The organism is Helicobacter pullorum (assembly GCF_900638355.1).
In the GTDB taxonomy this organism is placed as follows: domain Bacteria; phylum Campylobacterota; class Campylobacteria; order Campylobacterales; family Helicobacteraceae; genus Helicobacter_D; species Helicobacter_D pullorum.
On record NZ_LR134509.1, the window covers coordinates 1,060,539 to 1,077,299 of the forward strand.

15 protein-coding genes are annotated in these 16,761 nt (G+C 33.5%); 9 read left to right on the forward strand and 6 right to left on the reverse strand.

Annotation, left to right across the window (positions count from 1 at the left end):
• Positions 1 to 262: 262 nt before the first annotated feature.
• The 5 genes from EL247_RS05245 to EL247_RS05265 all read right to left on the reverse strand — a co-directional run bounded on the left by EL247_RS05245 (position 263) and on the right by EL247_RS05265 (position 7,293).
• Positions 263 to 3,670, reverse strand: coding sequence for a filamentous hemagglutinin N-terminal domain-containing protein (locus EL247_RS05245; RefSeq protein WP_126442091.1), 3,408 nt, complete (start codon positions 3,668 to 3,670; stop codon positions 263 to 265).
• 142 nt (positions 3,671 to 3,812) lie between these two features.
• Complete coding sequence (gene trmA / locus EL247_RS05250; RefSeq protein WP_104745336.1) at positions 3,813 to 4,922, reverse strand: tRNA (uridine(54)-C5)-methyltransferase TrmA; 1,110 nt, start codon at positions 4,920 to 4,922, stop codon at positions 3,813 to 3,815.
• The gene (gene fliP / locus EL247_RS05255) at positions 4,922 to 5,677 is read right to left on the reverse strand and encodes a flagellar type III secretion system pore protein FliP (RefSeq protein WP_054194847.1); all 756 of its coding nucleotides are present in this window, start codon (positions 5,675 to 5,677) and stop codon (positions 4,922 to 4,924) included. The genes trmA and fliP overlap by 1 nt, the downstream gene beginning before the upstream one ends.
• A gap of 8 nt (positions 5,678 to 5,685) precedes the next feature.
• Positions 5,686 to 6,510, reverse strand: a complete 825-nt coding sequence (locus EL247_RS05260) for an OmpA family protein (protein ID WP_054197684.1) — start codon at positions 6,508 to 6,510, stop codon at positions 5,686 to 5,688.
• Positions 6,511 to 6,528: 18 nt separating this feature from the next.
• A complete protein-coding gene (locus tag EL247_RS05265) occupies positions 6,529 to 7,293 on the reverse strand; it encodes a motility protein A (protein WP_005020869.1) in 765 nt (254 codons plus the stop codon).
• A 115-nt stretch (positions 7,294 to 7,408) separates the two neighbouring features.
• Between EL247_RS05265 and glmU the strand changes: the two genes are divergently transcribed.
• The 7 genes from glmU to EL247_RS05300 are packed head-to-tail and all read left to right on the forward strand — an operon-like array spanning position 7,409 to position 14,643.
• On the forward strand, positions 7,409 to 8,713 hold the full coding sequence (gene glmU / locus EL247_RS05270) for a bifunctional UDP-N-acetylglucosamine diphosphorylase/glucosamine-1-phosphate N-acetyltransferase GlmU (RefSeq protein WP_104745337.1): 1,305 nt from the start codon (positions 7,409 to 7,411) through the stop codon (positions 8,711 to 8,713).
• Between the two features lie 34 nt (positions 8,714 to 8,747).
• Complete coding sequence (thiS, locus tag EL247_RS05275) at positions 8,748 to 8,945, forward strand: sulfur carrier protein ThiS (RefSeq protein WP_054194844.1); 198 nt, start codon at positions 8,748 to 8,750, stop codon at positions 8,943 to 8,945.
• A gap of 52 nt (positions 8,946 to 8,997) precedes the next feature.
• Positions 8,998 to 10,008 carry an N-acetyl-gamma-glutamyl-phosphate reductase gene (gene argC / locus EL247_RS05280; RefSeq protein ID WP_065826803.1) on the forward strand — a complete coding sequence of 337 codons (1,011 nt, stop codon included), beginning with the start codon at positions 8,998 to 9,000 and terminating at the stop codon, positions 10,006 to 10,008.
• Complete coding sequence (locus EL247_RS05285; protein WP_126442092.1) at positions 10,009 to 10,737, forward strand: UDP-2,3-diacylglucosamine diphosphatase; 729 nt, start codon at positions 10,009 to 10,011, stop codon at positions 10,735 to 10,737.
• Positions 10,737 to 11,702 carry a chemotaxis protein gene (locus EL247_RS05290; protein WP_005020862.1) on the forward strand — a complete coding sequence of 322 codons (966 nt, stop codon included), beginning with the start codon at positions 10,737 to 10,739 and terminating at the stop codon, positions 11,700 to 11,702. The genes EL247_RS05285 and EL247_RS05290 overlap by 1 nt, the downstream gene beginning before the upstream one ends.
• A 26-nt stretch (positions 11,703 to 11,728) precedes the next feature.
• Positions 11,729 to 14,152 carry a hybrid sensor histidine kinase/response regulator gene (locus EL247_RS05295; RefSeq protein ID WP_126442093.1) on the forward strand — a complete coding sequence of 808 codons (2,424 nt, stop codon included), beginning with the start codon at positions 11,729 to 11,731 and terminating at the stop codon, positions 14,150 to 14,152.
• Positions 14,152 to 14,643 (forward strand): chemotaxis protein CheW, encoded by a 492-nt coding sequence (locus tag EL247_RS05300; protein ID WP_005020859.1) that lies wholly within the window; start codon positions 14,152 to 14,154, stop codon positions 14,641 to 14,643. Before EL247_RS05295 ends, EL247_RS05300 begins: the two co-directional genes overlap by 1 nt.
• 28 nt (positions 14,644 to 14,671) lie before the next feature.
• On the opposite strand, the gene EL247_RS05305 is transcribed toward EL247_RS05300, so the two are convergent.
• The gene (locus EL247_RS05305; RefSeq protein ID WP_065826800.1) at positions 14,672 to 15,751 is read right to left on the reverse strand and encodes a UDP-N-acetylglucosamine--N-acetylmuramyl-(pentapeptide) pyrophosphoryl-undecaprenol N-acetylglucosamine transferase; all 1,080 of its coding nucleotides are present in this window, start codon (positions 15,749 to 15,751) and stop codon (positions 14,672 to 14,674) included.
• A 188-nt stretch (positions 15,752 to 15,939) separates the two neighbouring features.
• On the opposite strand from EL247_RS05305, the gene EL247_RS05310 reads away from it, so the two are divergent.
• Positions 15,940 to 16,416 carry an acyl-CoA thioesterase gene (locus tag EL247_RS05310; protein ID WP_005020857.1) on the forward strand — a complete coding sequence of 159 codons (477 nt, stop codon included), beginning with the start codon at positions 15,940 to 15,942 and terminating at the stop codon, positions 16,414 to 16,416.
• Positions 16,417 to 16,446: 30 nt separating this feature from the next.
• Positions 16,447 to 16,758 (forward strand): hypothetical protein, encoded by a 312-nt coding sequence (locus tag EL247_RS05315; RefSeq protein WP_040499636.1) that lies wholly within the window; start codon positions 16,447 to 16,449, stop codon positions 16,756 to 16,758.
• Positions 16,759 to 16,761 lie beyond the last annotated feature (3 nt).

Genomic DNA, 16,761 nt, shown 5'->3' on the forward strand with positions numbered 1-16,761 from the left:
TTAATCTTAGAAATATCATTCAATTATTTAAAAGTATTGAATCTCTTTTAAGATTCTAAAAAGATTCAAAGTTTAAATGTTTATTTTGTATTAGAGTTTATAAAATAATCAAACAAGAATAAAAAAGTTTTTATTGCATTGTTTATTTTGAATCTTTTTAAAATCTTTTTTTAATCTCTATTATGAGTTCAAACTCTTAGATAAAATGAGTTAATGTGTTTATATAGTTTAGCTTAGGATTAACCTAAGCTAATAGAATTAATTAATAAGTAATAGCCATACAAGGATTATTTGTCTTAGCATTATCACTTACAATACATAATCTACCTCTTTCTTTTCCATCTTCTACAATAGCTTCTTGTTTTTCTTGTACTGGGAGGATTAAGACATCTTCAATATCCTCTTTAACAAATAGGCTTGAATTAGCAGAAGGGAGTGTAAAATCAGGATTTAAGCCATCTTTATCATTAATTCCCTCTATGGTATTAAGATTAAAGCTTACATTAATTCCATTGGCAATCTTATAGGGATTATTAAGATTAAATTCTCCATTATTATTAATGGCTGTTTTGATAATCTTTTCTGCCCTATCTCTATCATCTAATAAACTATAATAGCCATTTTCTTGTTTGAAAGCTTCAATCAAAGCTTGGTGTTTATCACTAGAGATAACTTTTAGAGATTCTTCAAACTCTTTTGCCTTAGCTTGATAAGATTCTAGCTTTTGTTTATATTCTTGAATATAGTGTTTATCCTCTAAAGATAGAGAATTAATAGAGCTAATTAGTTTTTGAGTGATTAAGAGATTATTGCTATTTAATAAATCAATTTGAGATTGATTTAAAGCATAACCCATTAATCCATAGATTCCATTTCCTAGACTTATTCCACTTTCTCCACTTTTATCTGCATTAATAAAATGCAATAAAAAGTCTAAAGATTGCAAGGCAGATTCTAAGGAATTAGTATCTGTGATTAAAGATAAAATATCAAAGGAAAGATTCTCTAAAATCTCATTTAAGATGGATTGGTTGAAGTCGTCTTTAGTAAGCCAAGAACTACTATCAAAATATCCTCCTTTATTAAAGAGATTATCCATATCTAGGGTGGGGAGAGTATTTGTAGTTGAATCATTGATGTTTGGAGGGGTTGGGGTGGAAATATCCATTTTTTCTTTAACTATTTCTTGAAATTCTTCAAAATTATTCAATTTTTCTGATAAAAAAGGCTTATTTTCCACTCCAAATCCATGTCCACCAGATGAAAAATTAATCTCTTTCATTTTGGCAGTATCTGTCAAATAGATATGCACATTTGAACCCTTTATAAAATGACTATCATATGGCAAAGAATCTTCAAATATCTTTACTTCAGCAAAACTATTTGGTAAATTATTATAGTTTTTATTATCAAAGAACATATAGATATTATCTATGATTGAATCTCTTGCCTGTTGTCCTGAAGCAGTTGCTATCTGCGATAAATATCCTGCAAATAATCCATCTACTTTGCTACCTTGTATAGATTTAATGTTATAAGCAATTACCAATCCATCTTCTACCCCATTTTCTTGCACACATCCACTACCACTACAATACCTATCATTTGCTCCAAGCGAAGCGTCACCAAAAATTCCTCCGGCTACTTCCCCCTTAATAGAATCAATATTGCCAATCACTATCTTATCATACAAATTAAATCCAGTCCAATAATGTTCTGTATAACTTCCTATGAAACCACCTGCCCTTAATTTTCCTTCTATCATTCCTATATTATTAATATAAACATTATTTATAACCCCTTCTTTTGTTAGATTAGTCAGAAAACTTCCAGCAAATCCTCCGGCCTCTAACCCAATAATTTTATTAATATTGCTTACACTTATATTACTTAAAGATTCTAAAAAATACTTTCCAGAATCAAAAGACCCTATAAACCCACCAGCAGCATTACCGGAAATTTCATTAATATTTTTTATTTTTATATTATTAAAGAAAACTCCTTTTTGATTATAATAACTATCTCCTAATAATCCACCACTATTACCAGAAGATTTTATACTTCCTCCTTGATAATCAACAATAAGATTCTCAAAAGATACATAACCTTCAGAATAATGACTTGTGCTACCAAAAATACCCGCTACCCCTACATCTGGATTTGTAACTTCAATATTGATATTTTTTAGTGTATGCCCATTACCATTGAATCTTCCACTATACTTTCCTTCATACATTTTTGCTTCACCGACAATCATACTTACTCTATCATTTTGAGTATTGCCATCTCTCCCTATATCAATCCCTAATTTTGTAAAATTAAAATCAGCATAATTTTGTCCAGTGCAAACTCCATTTTGACAATTTGCCATAAAGTCAATATCATTAATCAACTCATAGTTTTTTACATTTTGTATAGATTCATATTGATTAGAGGAACCCACTTCATTCCAACCCATAGCAAAATATGCCCAATCTTCCAAATTTGCAATTGAAGCATAGGTTTCAATGGATTTTGGATTTGTAATTCCATTATAAGCAATCCATTCAATATTCGAAGCATTTAAATCATTGGAAGTTTTAAGAGCATTATTGCCTACTAGCCTATTCCCATTAAAATAAATATCACTTGTGGATTGATTGATTCTAGCTTTGTCTTTAGCAGCAATCCATACTTGTTTAGTATCAATCATTCCTGTATTGATATTAATATCTACAATATTTCCTACTAAAGTAATAGAATCATTTTTAGTTTTACTATTTGGATTCTTATCATCATACCCACTAAAGCTTCCTGTAATAATTGTCTCTTTTCCATTTTCTTTGATGATAGCTTGATTTCTTACCTCATTCCCTATTAGCACTATCTCTTTAGCTCTAATACTCCCTAGATTAACAATATTCCCCTTATTAGGTTGAAACACTGGAGAGAAAGATTCTACTAATTTAGTTTGAGTTTTAAAATTATTAAGTGTTGTATTATCAATAGTATTACTTGCTACAAATTTATTTGCATTAATACTTGCATCTTTTCCTATTAAGACACCACTAGGATTAACTAAATAGATATTATTGCCATTGCCATTAAGATTACCTAATATTTGTGAAGCTTTATTAGTATAATCAAGGTTTAGATAGCTTTTATTATTACCTAGGAAATTAACACTTTCTCCTTTATTGATATTAAATCCACCACCCCAAGCAATAATATGGTTTATATTATTGCCTGTGATATTCATTACTTTACCATTTACTTTAATACTTCCACTACCATGAGTGAATTTACCCCCAGCAGGTAAAGCTGCTAAGTTTTGAGACAATAACACACTAGCAATAATAGAAATACTGATTTTGCCAAGAGCAGTTTTAGAGGATTTCATTTGAATCTTATTTAGATTTTTAGATTCTTTAGATAAATTAATCTCTTGAATCTTATTTAGATTTTTAGATTCTTTTAGTTGATTTAGATTCTTTGTATCTTGAATCTTTGATTCTAATTGAATTAAATCTAATCTTGAATCTTTTAATTCATTTAGATGGTTTAAATCTAATTGATTTGAGTTTTGAATCTTATTGAGATTCTTTGCAAGTTCTTTAGGATTTGAGTTTTTAAGAGTATTGAGAGTATTTAAAGAGTTAATTAAAGGCTTATTTGCCCCCCCCCCCCCCATACTACGACAGAATTAGGATTGTTTGACATTTTATCTCCTTTAATAAGGTATTTAAATTTACAAACAAAGAAACCTCTTATATTTATAAATTTACAAAGATATTATACTACTAAATTGAGATAAAGTTGATAAAATAAAAATATTAATTTGATTTGTGCAACAAAACTCCACTTTCTAAATGTGGAGTGTGTGGAAACTGGTCAAAAAATGCCACTTTGGAAATTTTGTGCGTTTGCTTGAGAATCTCCAAATCTTTTGCCAAAGTGCTTGGATTGCAAGAAATATAAAGAATATTTTGGAATCTTTGCAAAAATCTACTCACTTCCTCACCCAACCCCGCTCTTGGAGGATCCACAAAAACCGATGAGAAATGATAATCTTGCAATCTAATCCCCTCTAATCGCCGAAATTCACGCACACCCTCTAATGCCTCTATGCACTCTTGAGCATTTAAACGAACGAATTTGATATTGTTTCTTTGGTTTTTTTCACACGCAAATTGAGCAGCCCTAATAGAGGTTTTGGAAATCTCTGTGGCAAGGACTTTACGGAATTTTTCTGAAAAAGGTATCGTGAAATTCCCACAACCACAATACATTTCTAGCAAATCCTCATCACTTCTCTTGAGGTTATCCATAGCCCATTTTAGCATTTTTTCATTGACTTTTGGATTGGGTTGGCTAAAGGCTCCTTCATCATAGCGATAAAAATAGCCTTTTTTGCCCACCTTCAATTCTTCAATCACAAAATCCTTATCCACTGCGATTTTTATTCCGCGACTACGACCCACCACTTCAAGTTTTATCCCTCGTTTTTCCAAAACTTCCTTAAAAACTCTTGCTATCTCTAGCCATTTATCATTAAGCTTCTTATGATAAATCAGTGTCAGCAAAATAGTATCCACTTGCGTGCTTAACGCTTCTATGGCAAAAAGCTTCTCCCTAAAATCTCCAAAAAAATCATCATTTAGCACTTCTTTTAAAACTTGCAAAAATGCCTGTAAATTATCCACCAAAATAGGACAATTTTGGATAGGGACAAACTGCCTACCTTTACGCATTGTATAAATGATTCTATTCTCTTTGTGATAAATACCAAGCTCACATCTTGCCCTAAAAGATACTTCTTGACTTCCAAAAACCTCAAAATTCTTAACCCCAAGCATAGCACTTGCACAAGCAATTTTGGACTCTAAAGAATACTCTTCTAAAGCACTGCAACCACCACAAATACCGATATTTTCACAATTCACTAACGAAAACTCTCTACTAAATTCATCGTCAAAAGATTGAATCCATCAACCAAAATGAAAATTAAGATTTTAAAGGGCAATGAAATCATCGTAGGTGGCAACATCATCATACCCATTGCCATCAAAATAGAGCTAATCACCATATCAATTACCAAAAATGGCAAATAAAGCAAAAATCCTATTTGAAAGGCGGTTTTCATTTCGCTAATGATGAATGCAGGTAATGCGATAGTAAAAGGCACTTCTTGTGCATTTTGCGGATTCTCCATTCCTCTAATGCGATAAAACAACGCCAAATCTTTTGGTCTTGTATTTCGAATCATAAAATCTTTAAAAGGCTGTGAAGCACGCACAAATGCTTCTTGATAGGAAATTTCCTTTGCTACATAAGGCTTAACCCCTTTTTCATAACCCTCTTTGACTACTGGTTCCATTATAAACATTGTCAAAATCAAAGCAAAAGATACCAAAAGCTGCGTTGGGGGAGATTGTTGAGTCCCCATTGCAGTCCGCAAAAATGAAAAAACAATCAAAATTCGCGCAAAACTAGTCGCCATCAAAACAAGAGAAGGGGCTAATACAAGCAATGTCAAAACAATGACAATATTCAAAATAGCTACCAAATCTCCCGGTTCATTTGGTGCGCTAAGTGTCAAATCAATGGTTGGTATAGTCGGACTTTGAGGTAACTCTGGAGGGGCTGCAAAAATAACCAAAGGCAAAAAAACTACAATCAATAAAAAACGCGATAACACTTAAATCCTTATTGTTCTATATTTTGAGAAATTGAAGAATTGCTTTTTTGCTCATAATTTTTCTGCTCAATTGTCTTATCCAAAATATTTTGGACTTTATGCAAATACCTATCATTTGGATAAAATCTAAATTCTACACGCCGATTCTGTGCTTTATTCTCTTCAGTGGTATTAGGAAGCACAAAGTTTGTCGCACCATTACCCAAAGAAGTTATTTTTTGTGGATTTACTCCATTTTCAATTAAAACCCTCGCAACGCCTAATGCACGCATAGCACTTAAGCCCAAATTATCTTGATATTTTTGGGTAGGGATGATTTGTGAATCATCGGTATAGCCGATAACATCTAAATGAATGTTTGCTGGCATTTTTTGCAAAATCAAAGCCATTCTTTTTAGGAATAATTTTTCTTCTGCATTTTTTAAGGTTGTTTCGTTTTTGTCAAAAAGCAATTTACCATTAAAACGCAAAATAAAACCCTTGCTCCCCTCATCAATAATAGTAGAAGGACCCAAAGAAACGCGGGTATTTTCTTTGAAATCCATAATTTCACTTTCAATCTTTTTGACTTCATTTGTTGTTTCAGGATCGGTTGTAATATCTGCTTGTTGCTGGATTCGATTATTGCTTTTTTCTATTTTGATTCCACCTGTTAATAAACTCAAACTCCCTCTTATGCTTCCCTCTGCTTCTACAAGCTTTTTAGAATCAAAAGTAACCATTGAAAGCAATAAAATAAAAAAAGTAAGAATAAGCGTAACCATATCCCCATAAGTCCCAAGCCACAATGGGACAACTTGCGGACAATCACAGGGAGGACATCTCTTTGCCATTCTTCTTAATCCAAAGCTTTATTCAAATTGACTCACACGCTGACTAGGCGGTAAAAATGTCAATAATTTTGCTTCCAAAGCACGCGGATTATCCCCTGCTTGAATGGACATAATCCCTTCAATAATCATAAGTTTGACTAATGCCTCATCATTTGCGCGCACATTTAAAATATTAGCAATAGGAGAACCTACAACATTTCCAATAAAAGAACCATACAATGTAGTAATCAAAGCAACCGCCATCGCAGGACCAATAGAGCCGGGATCGGACATATTTAAAAGCATCGCAACAAGACCAATCAAAGTCCCCAACATCCCATATGCACCAGCATAAGCAGCCCAAGTATCAAAAATACTTGCATTAGATTTATGTCGCTCCAATGTCCTATCCATATCTGTTTCAAGCAAATCTCTAATGCTATCGGGCTCTGCTCCATCAATTGCCATATTCAAGCCTCGTTTTAGAAACTCATTCTCTTCTTGATTAGATTGCTGCTCCAAAGATAAAATGCCATCGCGTCGTGCTTGTGTAGAATAATCAACAAGCTTTTTAATCAATGCAGGCACATCAAAAGTTTGAGGTTTGAATGCAATCGCAAAATATGTAAAAAATTTTTTCATATTTTCAAGTTTAAAAGCAATCAGCAAACTTGTAATAGAACCCCCAATTGTAATCATAACAGATGGAATGTCAATATAAGGACCAATCCCAACCCCAAGCATCATAGCAGAACCAATAAGTATAAATGAAAGACTCATACCAATGACAGTTCCTAAATCCATCGTCTCTCGTCCTTTAGAAAAAATATCATTCAAAACTTTATTTTAAAAATTTATTATTCTAAACTTTATTGTGTTAAAATCTCATTAAAATTTTTACAATATTATGGATATTTTTATGGAAAACAAACTTTCAATCGTTATTTTAGCTGCCGGAAAAGGCACTCGTATGCAATCTCAAACGCCAAAGGTTTTGCACCAAATTTGTGGCAAAGAAATGCTTTATTATAGTATCAAAGAATCTTTGAAACTAAGCGATGATGTGAGTGTGGTATTAGGATACAAAGCTCAAGAGATTCAAGAAGCAATGGAACAATACTTCCCTAATACATTGCATTTTATTTTGCAAGATTTAGAAAATTACCCCGGCACAGGCGGTGCATTAAAAAATTATCACCCTAAATACAAAAAGGTTTTAGTTTTAAATGGAGATATGCCACTTATCCAAGCAGATGAATTAAAACATTTTCTTTCTTTGGATTCTGATATTATTATGAGTATTTTAGATTTGCCCAACACCAAAGGCTATGGTCGTGTTAAAATTCAAAATAACGAAGTTTTAGAAATTATCGAAGAAAAAGATGCCTCACCAGAGATTCTTTCTTTGAGCACGCTTAATGCTGGAGTATATTGCTTTAGAAGCGAAATTTTGGAAACTTACCTCCCAAAGCTCCAAAATCACAATGCCCAAAAAGAATACTATCTCACTGATATTATTGCATTAAGCAAAAAAGATTCAAAAAGTATCACGCCACTATTTGTAGAGTTAGAAAATTTTAAGGGTGTTAATGACAAAGCAGATTTGGCACATGCAGAAGAAATTATGGGTATGCGAATCAAAAAAGCTCTTATGCAACAAGGCGTAATAATGCACCTCCCACAAACTATTTATATCCAAGAGGGTGCAAAATTTGTCGGAGAATGTATCTTAGAAAATGGGGTTAGCATTTATGGCGATTGTGAAATTATCAATTCCCACATTAAAGCCCATAGTGTCATTGAATCAAGCTATATTGAAAATAGCAATGTTGGTCCTTTGGCACATTTACGCCCAAAAAGCATACTCAAAAATACACATATTGGTAATTTTGTCGAAGTCAAAAAATCCACACTCAATGGAGTAAAAGCAGGGCATTTAAGCTATCTTGGAGATTGTGAGATTGATGAAGGAACCAATGTTGGTGCTGGTTTTATTACCTGCAATTACAATGGCAAAGAAAAATTTCAAACCAAAATAGGCAAAAATGTCTTTATCGGCAGTGATTCACAAGCAGTGGCTCCTATTGTGATTGAAGATGACTGCATTATAGGTGCAGGAAGCACAATAAGAGAGGATATCAAAAAAGGCTCTTTGTTTTTGACACAAGGCAAAAAAATTCACAAAGAAAACTTTTTTTATAAATTTTTCAATAAAAAAGCATAAAATTACACTCATTTTTTACTTAAGGAAACCTCTAATGGAAGTTAAACTTAATGGCAAACAGATTCAAACAAATTCTAAAAGCCTTTTGGAACTTTTGCAAGAATACCATATCGAACAAAAAAGTGTCGCAGTTTCAATCAATCTTGAAATCATCAAACAAGATAAGTGGAATACTTATGAGCTTAAAAATGGCGATGTGATAGAATGTTTAACTTTTATGGGCGGTGGTTGATACTTAATTTCTCAAAAATTTATATTTGTTTAAGTTATTTTAAGGGAGTATCATGAAAATAAAAGTTGGAATCGTCGGAGTTAGCGGATATACAGGTTTGGAGCTTGTAAAAATCCTCATTAATCATCCTATATTTGAACTCAAATTACTTTGTGCCACAGAAAGCCACCCAAACATTGCCTCTTTGCACCCTGCCCTAAAAAATATCCTGCAAATGCCCATTATAGAAGCAAATATAGAAAAAATTGCCCAAGAATGCGAATTAGTTTTTCTAGCCCTACCCCACCAAAAGGCAATGGAATATGTCAAAACGCTTTACAAAAAAAATATCAAAATCGTAGATTTATCGGCTGACTATCGCCTTTCTTTTGAAAAATATGAAGAATCTTATTGCCAACACTTAGACAAAGAAAACCTCAAAAACGCAGTTTATGGACTCCCTGAATACAATCGCAACGCCATTGCTAATACAAATCTAGTCGCAAATCCGGGTTGTTACCCCACTGCTTCCTTGCTTGGAATCTTGCCCTTTGCTCAATATATAGATACTACCCAAACACTCTACATTGACGCAAAAAGCGGAGTTAGTGGCGCTGGGAAAAAACTCACGCAAACTTCTCATTATGTTACCATTAATGAAAATCTTTTTGCCTACTCGCCCATTAGCCACCGCCATACACCAGAAATTAGCGAACAAATCAAAAAAATTGGCAATATTCAAGTAAAAACAATCTTTGTGCCTCATCTCATTCCTATTACAAGAGGTATGCTAGTATCTATTTATGCAAAACTCAAAGAAAAAATCAATCCACTAGAAATACTAAACGAACATTATGCCAATGAAGCATTTATTAGAATCCATCACAATTGCGTGCAAATCAAAAATGTCGTTGGCACACATTTTTGCGATATTTATGCCAAAAATGATGGGGAAGATTTATTTATATCTTCTAGTATCGATAATCTTCTGCGTGGTGCAAGCTCTCAAGCGGTTGCAAATGCTAACCTTATGTGCGGTTTAGATGAAAAACTCGGCTTACCTCTAATTGCTTATGTCCCCTAAATGCCACCAATAGAAATCAAAGAAAATGCAATATTTATTGCAGATTCACATCATCACTGCTCTTATCGTAACACTTTAGAAGATTTTTTTGCCTCTCTTTTGGAAACTCCAAAAAGGCAAATTTTCCTTATGGGTGATATTTTTGACTTTCTAGTGGGTGAAGTCCCAAAAAGTGTTTATGAAAATAAAAAAACTTTGGAATTATTAGAAAAGCTTTCTTTACAACATGAAATCCATTATTTTGAAGGCAATCACGATTTTTCTCTCAAAAACATTCCCTATCTTAGAAATATTCGCTGCTACCCTATTGAAATGCAACCTGTTTGTTTTTCTTTTAACCAAAAAAATGCTTACTTATCCCATGGGGATATTTTCTTAAGTTGGCATTACAAGCTCTATACAAAAATCATTAGAAATCACAAAATTCTTTCTTTTTTGAAACGCTTTAGTCGTTTTTTATATCCAAAAATCTTGCAATACCTTCAAAATAAAAAAAATTTAACCTTCCATTATTCGGATGATTTTATCCAAAATCGGATTCAAAATTATAAGAATAAATACCCTATAACCGATAATTCCTACATCATAGAAGGACATTTTCATTTAGGCAAAACGCAAAACATAGATTCAATTAATTACATAGGATTACCTCTTTTTGCTTGTAAAAAAAGCTATTTTATTGTAGAATTTTATAATTATTATTTATGCTTCAAATCAAAGGAGTTTTAGTGTCAAATCTCGAAAAAAACGATACTTTAAAGATTGGTACCAATGAAATGGAGTTAGTAGATTTTCGTATCTACAAGGTCGAAAAAGGTAAAATCTATGAAGGTATCTATGGCATCAATGTTGCCAAAGTAAATGAAATTATAAGACTTCCAGAACTCACAGAATTACCGGGAGTTCCTGATTATATTGAGGGTATTTTTGACTTAAGAGGAGTAGTAATTCCTGTTATTAATCTTGCAAAATGGATGAATGTCGAAACTCCCAAAAACAAAAAAATAAAACCTCGTGTTATCATCGCAGAATTTAACAACATTATGATTGGCTTTATTGTGCATGAAGCAAAACGCATCCGCAGAATCAATTGGAAAGATATCGAACCAGCACACTTTAGTTCTTCTGTTTCCTCTAATTTAGACAAAAGCCGAATTACCGGGGTAACAAGAATTGAAGGTGACCAAGTTTTATTAATCTTAGATTTAGAAAGCATTGTTCAAGATTTAGGATTCTATCACCCTGAAGTCAATTCTGAACACACTTATGAAAAATTCGAAGGATTAGCCCTAATTTTAGATGATAGCTCTATTGCTAGAAAAATTCTTAAAGAGTTTTTAGAAAAAATGGGATTTGATGTTGCAGAAGCAAATGATGGGGAAGATGGATTACGCAAGCTTGATAAACTTTATGAAAATTATGGTGAAACTCTTGGCAAGCAGCTCAAAATCATCATTTCTGATGTTGAAATGCCCCAAATGGATGGTTTTCATTTTGCAGCAAAAGTCAAGGAAGACCCAAGATTTTCCAAGATTCCTATCATTTTTAGCTCTTCTATTAGCGACAAATTTAGTGAAAGTCGTGGAAAAGAGGCGGGAGCTGAATCTTATCTTGTTAAATTTGATGGAAATAAATTCCACGAAGAAGTTTCCCGTGTTGTCAATAAATACAACCAAGAATTAGAAAACGCTTAATTTAATACCAAGAAAAAGGATTAACAATGGATGAAATGCAAGAAATATTAGAAGACTTTTTGATTGAAGCTTTTGAAATGATAGAACAATTAGACCAAGATTTAGTGGAATTAGAAAATAGACCAGAAGATTTAGAATTACTCAATAGAATCTTTAGAGTAGCACACACTATCAAAGGTTCAGGCTCATTTTTGAATTTTTCTGTTTTAACACATCTAACACACCATATGGAAGATGTTCTCAATAAAGCAAGACATGGTGAATTGACAATCACTCCAGATATTATGGATGTCGTATTAGAATCAATTGACTTTATGAAAAAACTTCTCAATGCCATTAGAGATACAGGCACTGATGCTAATACAGGATTAGATTCTGATATTGCTAATGTTGTCGCACGATTAGATGCAATCTCAAAGGGAGAATCGCCTCAAGATATACCAGCTTCACAAGAATCTTCTACAACCCAAGAAGCTCCTCAATCTCAAGCCCCACAAGAAGTGTCCAACAACGCACAAGAGGAAGTGGATTATTCTAATATGTCCCCAGAAGAAGTCGAAAAAGAAATTGAAAGACTACTCAATCAACGCCAAGAAGAAGATAAGAAAAAAAGAGAAGAAAAACGCGCTAAAGGTGAATTGCAGGATATTCAAGCTCCAAGCGAAATAGAGCAAACTCCTAATGCTGCACCAGCAGCCAAAGCTCCAGAATCCCAAAAACAACCAGAAGTTAATGCAACTCCAGCAAAACAAACCGAAGCAAAACCGCAAATTAAACCACGCCAAGAAGAAAACAAAACTCTTGCCACTTCTGTGGAGCAAACTATCAGGGTAGATGTCAAAAGATTAGATAGCCTTATGAATCTCATTGGGGAGCTTGTTTTGGGCAAAAACCGCCTCATAAAAATTTATAATGATGTAGAAGAGCGTTATGAAGGCGAGAAGTTTTTGGAAGAACTCAATCAAGTAGTTGCCTCTGTGTCAATGGTTACTACTGATATTCAACTTGCTGTTATGAAAACAAGAATGTTACCAATCGGTAGAGTTTTCAATAAATTCCCAAGAATGGTGCGTGACCTCTCAAGAGAATTAGGAAAAAATATTGAACTTGTTATTAGCGGTGAGGAAACAGAACTTGATAAATCTATCGTTGAAGAGATAGGGGATCCATTAGTGCATTTAATACGCAATGCTTGTGACCATGGTATTGAATCCAAAGAAGAAAGAATAGCTGCTGGCAAAAAAGAACAAGGGACAGTAGAGCTTAAAGCTTACAATGAGGGCAATCATATCGTAGTTGAGATTACAGATGATGGTAAAGGAATGGATCCTGCTACCTTGAAAGCCAAAGCCATAGAAAAAGGCATCATTGGGGAGAGAGAAGCAGATACTATGACAGATAGAGAGGCTTATTCGCTTATTTTTAAAGCTGGTTTTTCTACTGCAAAAGTTGTTACAAATGTTAGTGGACGCGGTGTTGGAATGGATGTCGTTAAAACCAATATTGAAAAACTCAATGGAATTATTGATGTGGATAGCACCTATGGGGAAGGCACCACACTCAAACTAAAAATCCCATTAACGCTTGCTATCATTCAATCTCTACTTGTTGGCGTTCAAGAAGAATATTATGCTATCCCTCTTGCTTCTGTTATTGAAACTGTGCGAATCTCTCAAGATGAAATTTACACAGTAGAAAATAAAAGCGTATTACGCCTAAGAAATGAAGTCTTGCCTCTTGTACGTCTAGCAGATATTTTTGGGGTTGATTCTGTGTTTGATAACTCCGAGCAAGCCTATGTTGTCGTAATCGGATTAGCAGAAAACAAAATAGGTGTAATTGTTGATTTTCTCATCGGTCAAGAAGAAGTTGTTATCAAATCGCTTGGTTCTTATCTCAAAGGCACAGAAGGAATTGCTGGAGCCACAATACGCGGCGATGGTAGAGTAACATTGATTGTAGATATTGCCGCTATGATGCAAATGGCAAAACAAGTTAAAGTAAGCGTTACTAAACTCGCTCAAGAAAACGAAAAGAAAAAAGAAAAAAATTCTCCAAGCGATTACAATGTTTTAATTGTAGATGATTCTATGACAGATAGAGCCATTATGAAAAAATCTCTCAAACCTTTGGGAATTAGCGTTAGCGAAGCCACTAATGGAATGGAAGCATTAGATATTGTAAAAAATGGCGATAAAGCCTTTGATGCAATATTAATTGATATTGAAATGCCAAAAATGGACGGATATACTTTAGCAGGGGAAATTAGAAAGTATGCAAAATTCAAAAACTTGCCACTCATTGCCGTTACAAGTAGAACAAGCAAAACCGACAGAATGCGTGGGGTAGAATCAGGAATGACAGAATACATTACCAAACCCTACTCACCTGAATATCTTATGAATGTCGTCAAAAGAAATATTAATTTAACAATGGAGGTAACAGAATAATGAGCAACCAATTGCGTGATGTTTTACAAAAACAACAAGAACAAAAAAAACCAAATACAGAAACTGAAAATATCATTCAACTTGTCGCTTTTGTGGTAGGTTCAGAAGAGTTTGCAGTTCCAATTTTAAGCATTCAAGAAATCATCAAGCCACTAGAATACACAAGAGTACCGGGCGTACCAAACTATGTTCTAGGTGTCTTTAATATGCGTGGCTGGGTTGTTCCGCTTATTAACCTTCGTTTAAAGTTTGGATTACCCTATGAAAAACCAACAGAAGATACACGCTATATCGTAATCAAAAATCAAGAAGAGCGTGCTGGCTTCATCATTGACAGATTAACAGAAGCAGTAAGAATCAAAGAATCAGATATTGACCCAACACCTGAAACGATTAGCCAAGATGAAAATCTTATCTATGGTGTAGGCAAAAGAGATGATAGGCTAATCACGATTTTGCGTCCAGAGGAACTACTTAAACGCACTTTCTAATCTTAGAGCAAGGATTCTTTTCTTGCTCTTATTTTTTTATTCTTTCCAAAATACAATCTACCATTTGCCCTGTTGCACCCATATGTGTTTCCCTTTGCAATTCTCTACTCATTTTTGATAAAGTTCTTTGAGTGAGTAACTCCAAAATATTCCACAATACATCACAATACAAATCTTTTTCTTCACATAAAAATCCCAATTCTTTATCCTCCAAAAACTTTGCATTAAAGTATTGATGATTGCCAGCAGCATAAGGATAAGGCACAAAAAGCGTCACTATTCCATTAGCACACAATTCCCATAACGAACTAGCACCTGCCCTAGAAACAGCAAAATCACAAGCCTCAAAAATCTTTGGCATATTCTTGCTAAAATCAAAAAGAAGCACATCAAAATCATCTTTTAAATCTTCCATTGTTTCTAAAATTTTAATTTTTAGAGGCAATTTATGGTATTCCTCCAAAACTCTTTGGAAATCATTTTTTCCACACTGATGAAAAATTTTAATACCTCTCTTTTGTAAATCCATTGCCATACTCAAAGCAAAATTATTAATTGCTCTAGCCCCTTGAGATCCGCCGATAAACAAAATTTTATCAACTTTCTCTCTAACCCTTGAATATTCAAAAAATTCTTTTCTCACAGGATAAAATTTAATAGGTGAAGTCTCCAAATAAGAAGAAAAAAACACCGCAGCATACGGCTTTAAAAGATTGTTTAATCTCCCAATTCTAGCATTTTGCTCATGAATAACAAGAGGTAATCTCAAAAATACTGCACCAAAAGCAGCAGGTGCCGCAGAATAGCCACCCACAGAGAGGACAAAATCTACCTTTTCTTGTTTTAAAATTTTCAATGCCTCTATAAAAGCCTTAAAATGTTGAAATAACGAACTAATTTTGCCCAATATTCTTTGATTAACCACTCCTTTTGTTTGCAAAAAATACTTCTTTACAAATCGATTATCATCTCCAAAATAAACTCTATCTTGTCCCCCCATAGAACCAATAAAAATACATTCATAGCCTCTCTTATCAAACTCTTCTAAAAACGCTTTTGCAACGCTCAAATGCCCACCCGTGCCACCACCTGTAATCACAACTTTCATTTACTATTTCCTATTGAAAAAATCTCAAAATTTTAACATAGCATTGAATATTTTAAATGAATTAATGTATCATTTTTGAAATTTTTTACAACAAAGTTAAATAAAATAATACTTTTTTGCAAAAATTGACCAAAAAAGTGCTATGATAAACAACAAGATTCAAGAATCCAAATTCTAAGGACAAATCAATGGATAATATGGAAAATGTTTTTGATATTAAATCTTTAACAATGACAGTATTAATGACGCCTGCTATGGCAAATTTCAAAGGAAGAGTGCATGGGGGAGATTTATTAAAGCTCCTAGATCAAGTCGCCTATGCTTGTGCCTCAAGATATTGCGGAAAATATGTAGTTACCCTCTCTGTTGATAGTGTAACCTTTAAATACCCCATTGAAGTTGGAAGTTTGGTAACCTTTTTAGCCTCCGTTAATTACACAGGAACTAGCTCTCTTGAAGTGGGCATAAAAGTCATTGCAGAAAATATTCACAAAAGAATTGTAACTCACACTAATAGTGCTTATTTTACTATGGTATGCGTAGATGAAAATGGCAAACCAACTTCCGCCCCAAAACTAGAACCCAAAACTGAAGCAGAAATTAGACGCTACAACAACGCAATGAAGCGAAAACAAGCAAGAATCGAACTCTCCAAAAAGAAATAAATGTGTTATAATTCCTCTTTTGGAGGAATAATGCCAAACAAGCAAGAAGAAATTGAAGCTATTAAACTAAACATTATCAAATATCATTTAAGCAATTTCTGCAAACGCAATTCACGCACATTAGGCTTATTATTTAAAGCCCTTATTCAATCTGAAAAAACAAATCACATCCAAAAGACAGCAAACCATACTACACCACCTAACACAAAAACTTCCCCTAAATCCTCCACCAAAAAAACTCAAACAAATCAAAATATCCCCAACAAAACTGATACAATACACTTAGAAGAGCTTAAATTAGATATACCTACACCCAAACCCCCATTAAATATAGAAGGCTAATAA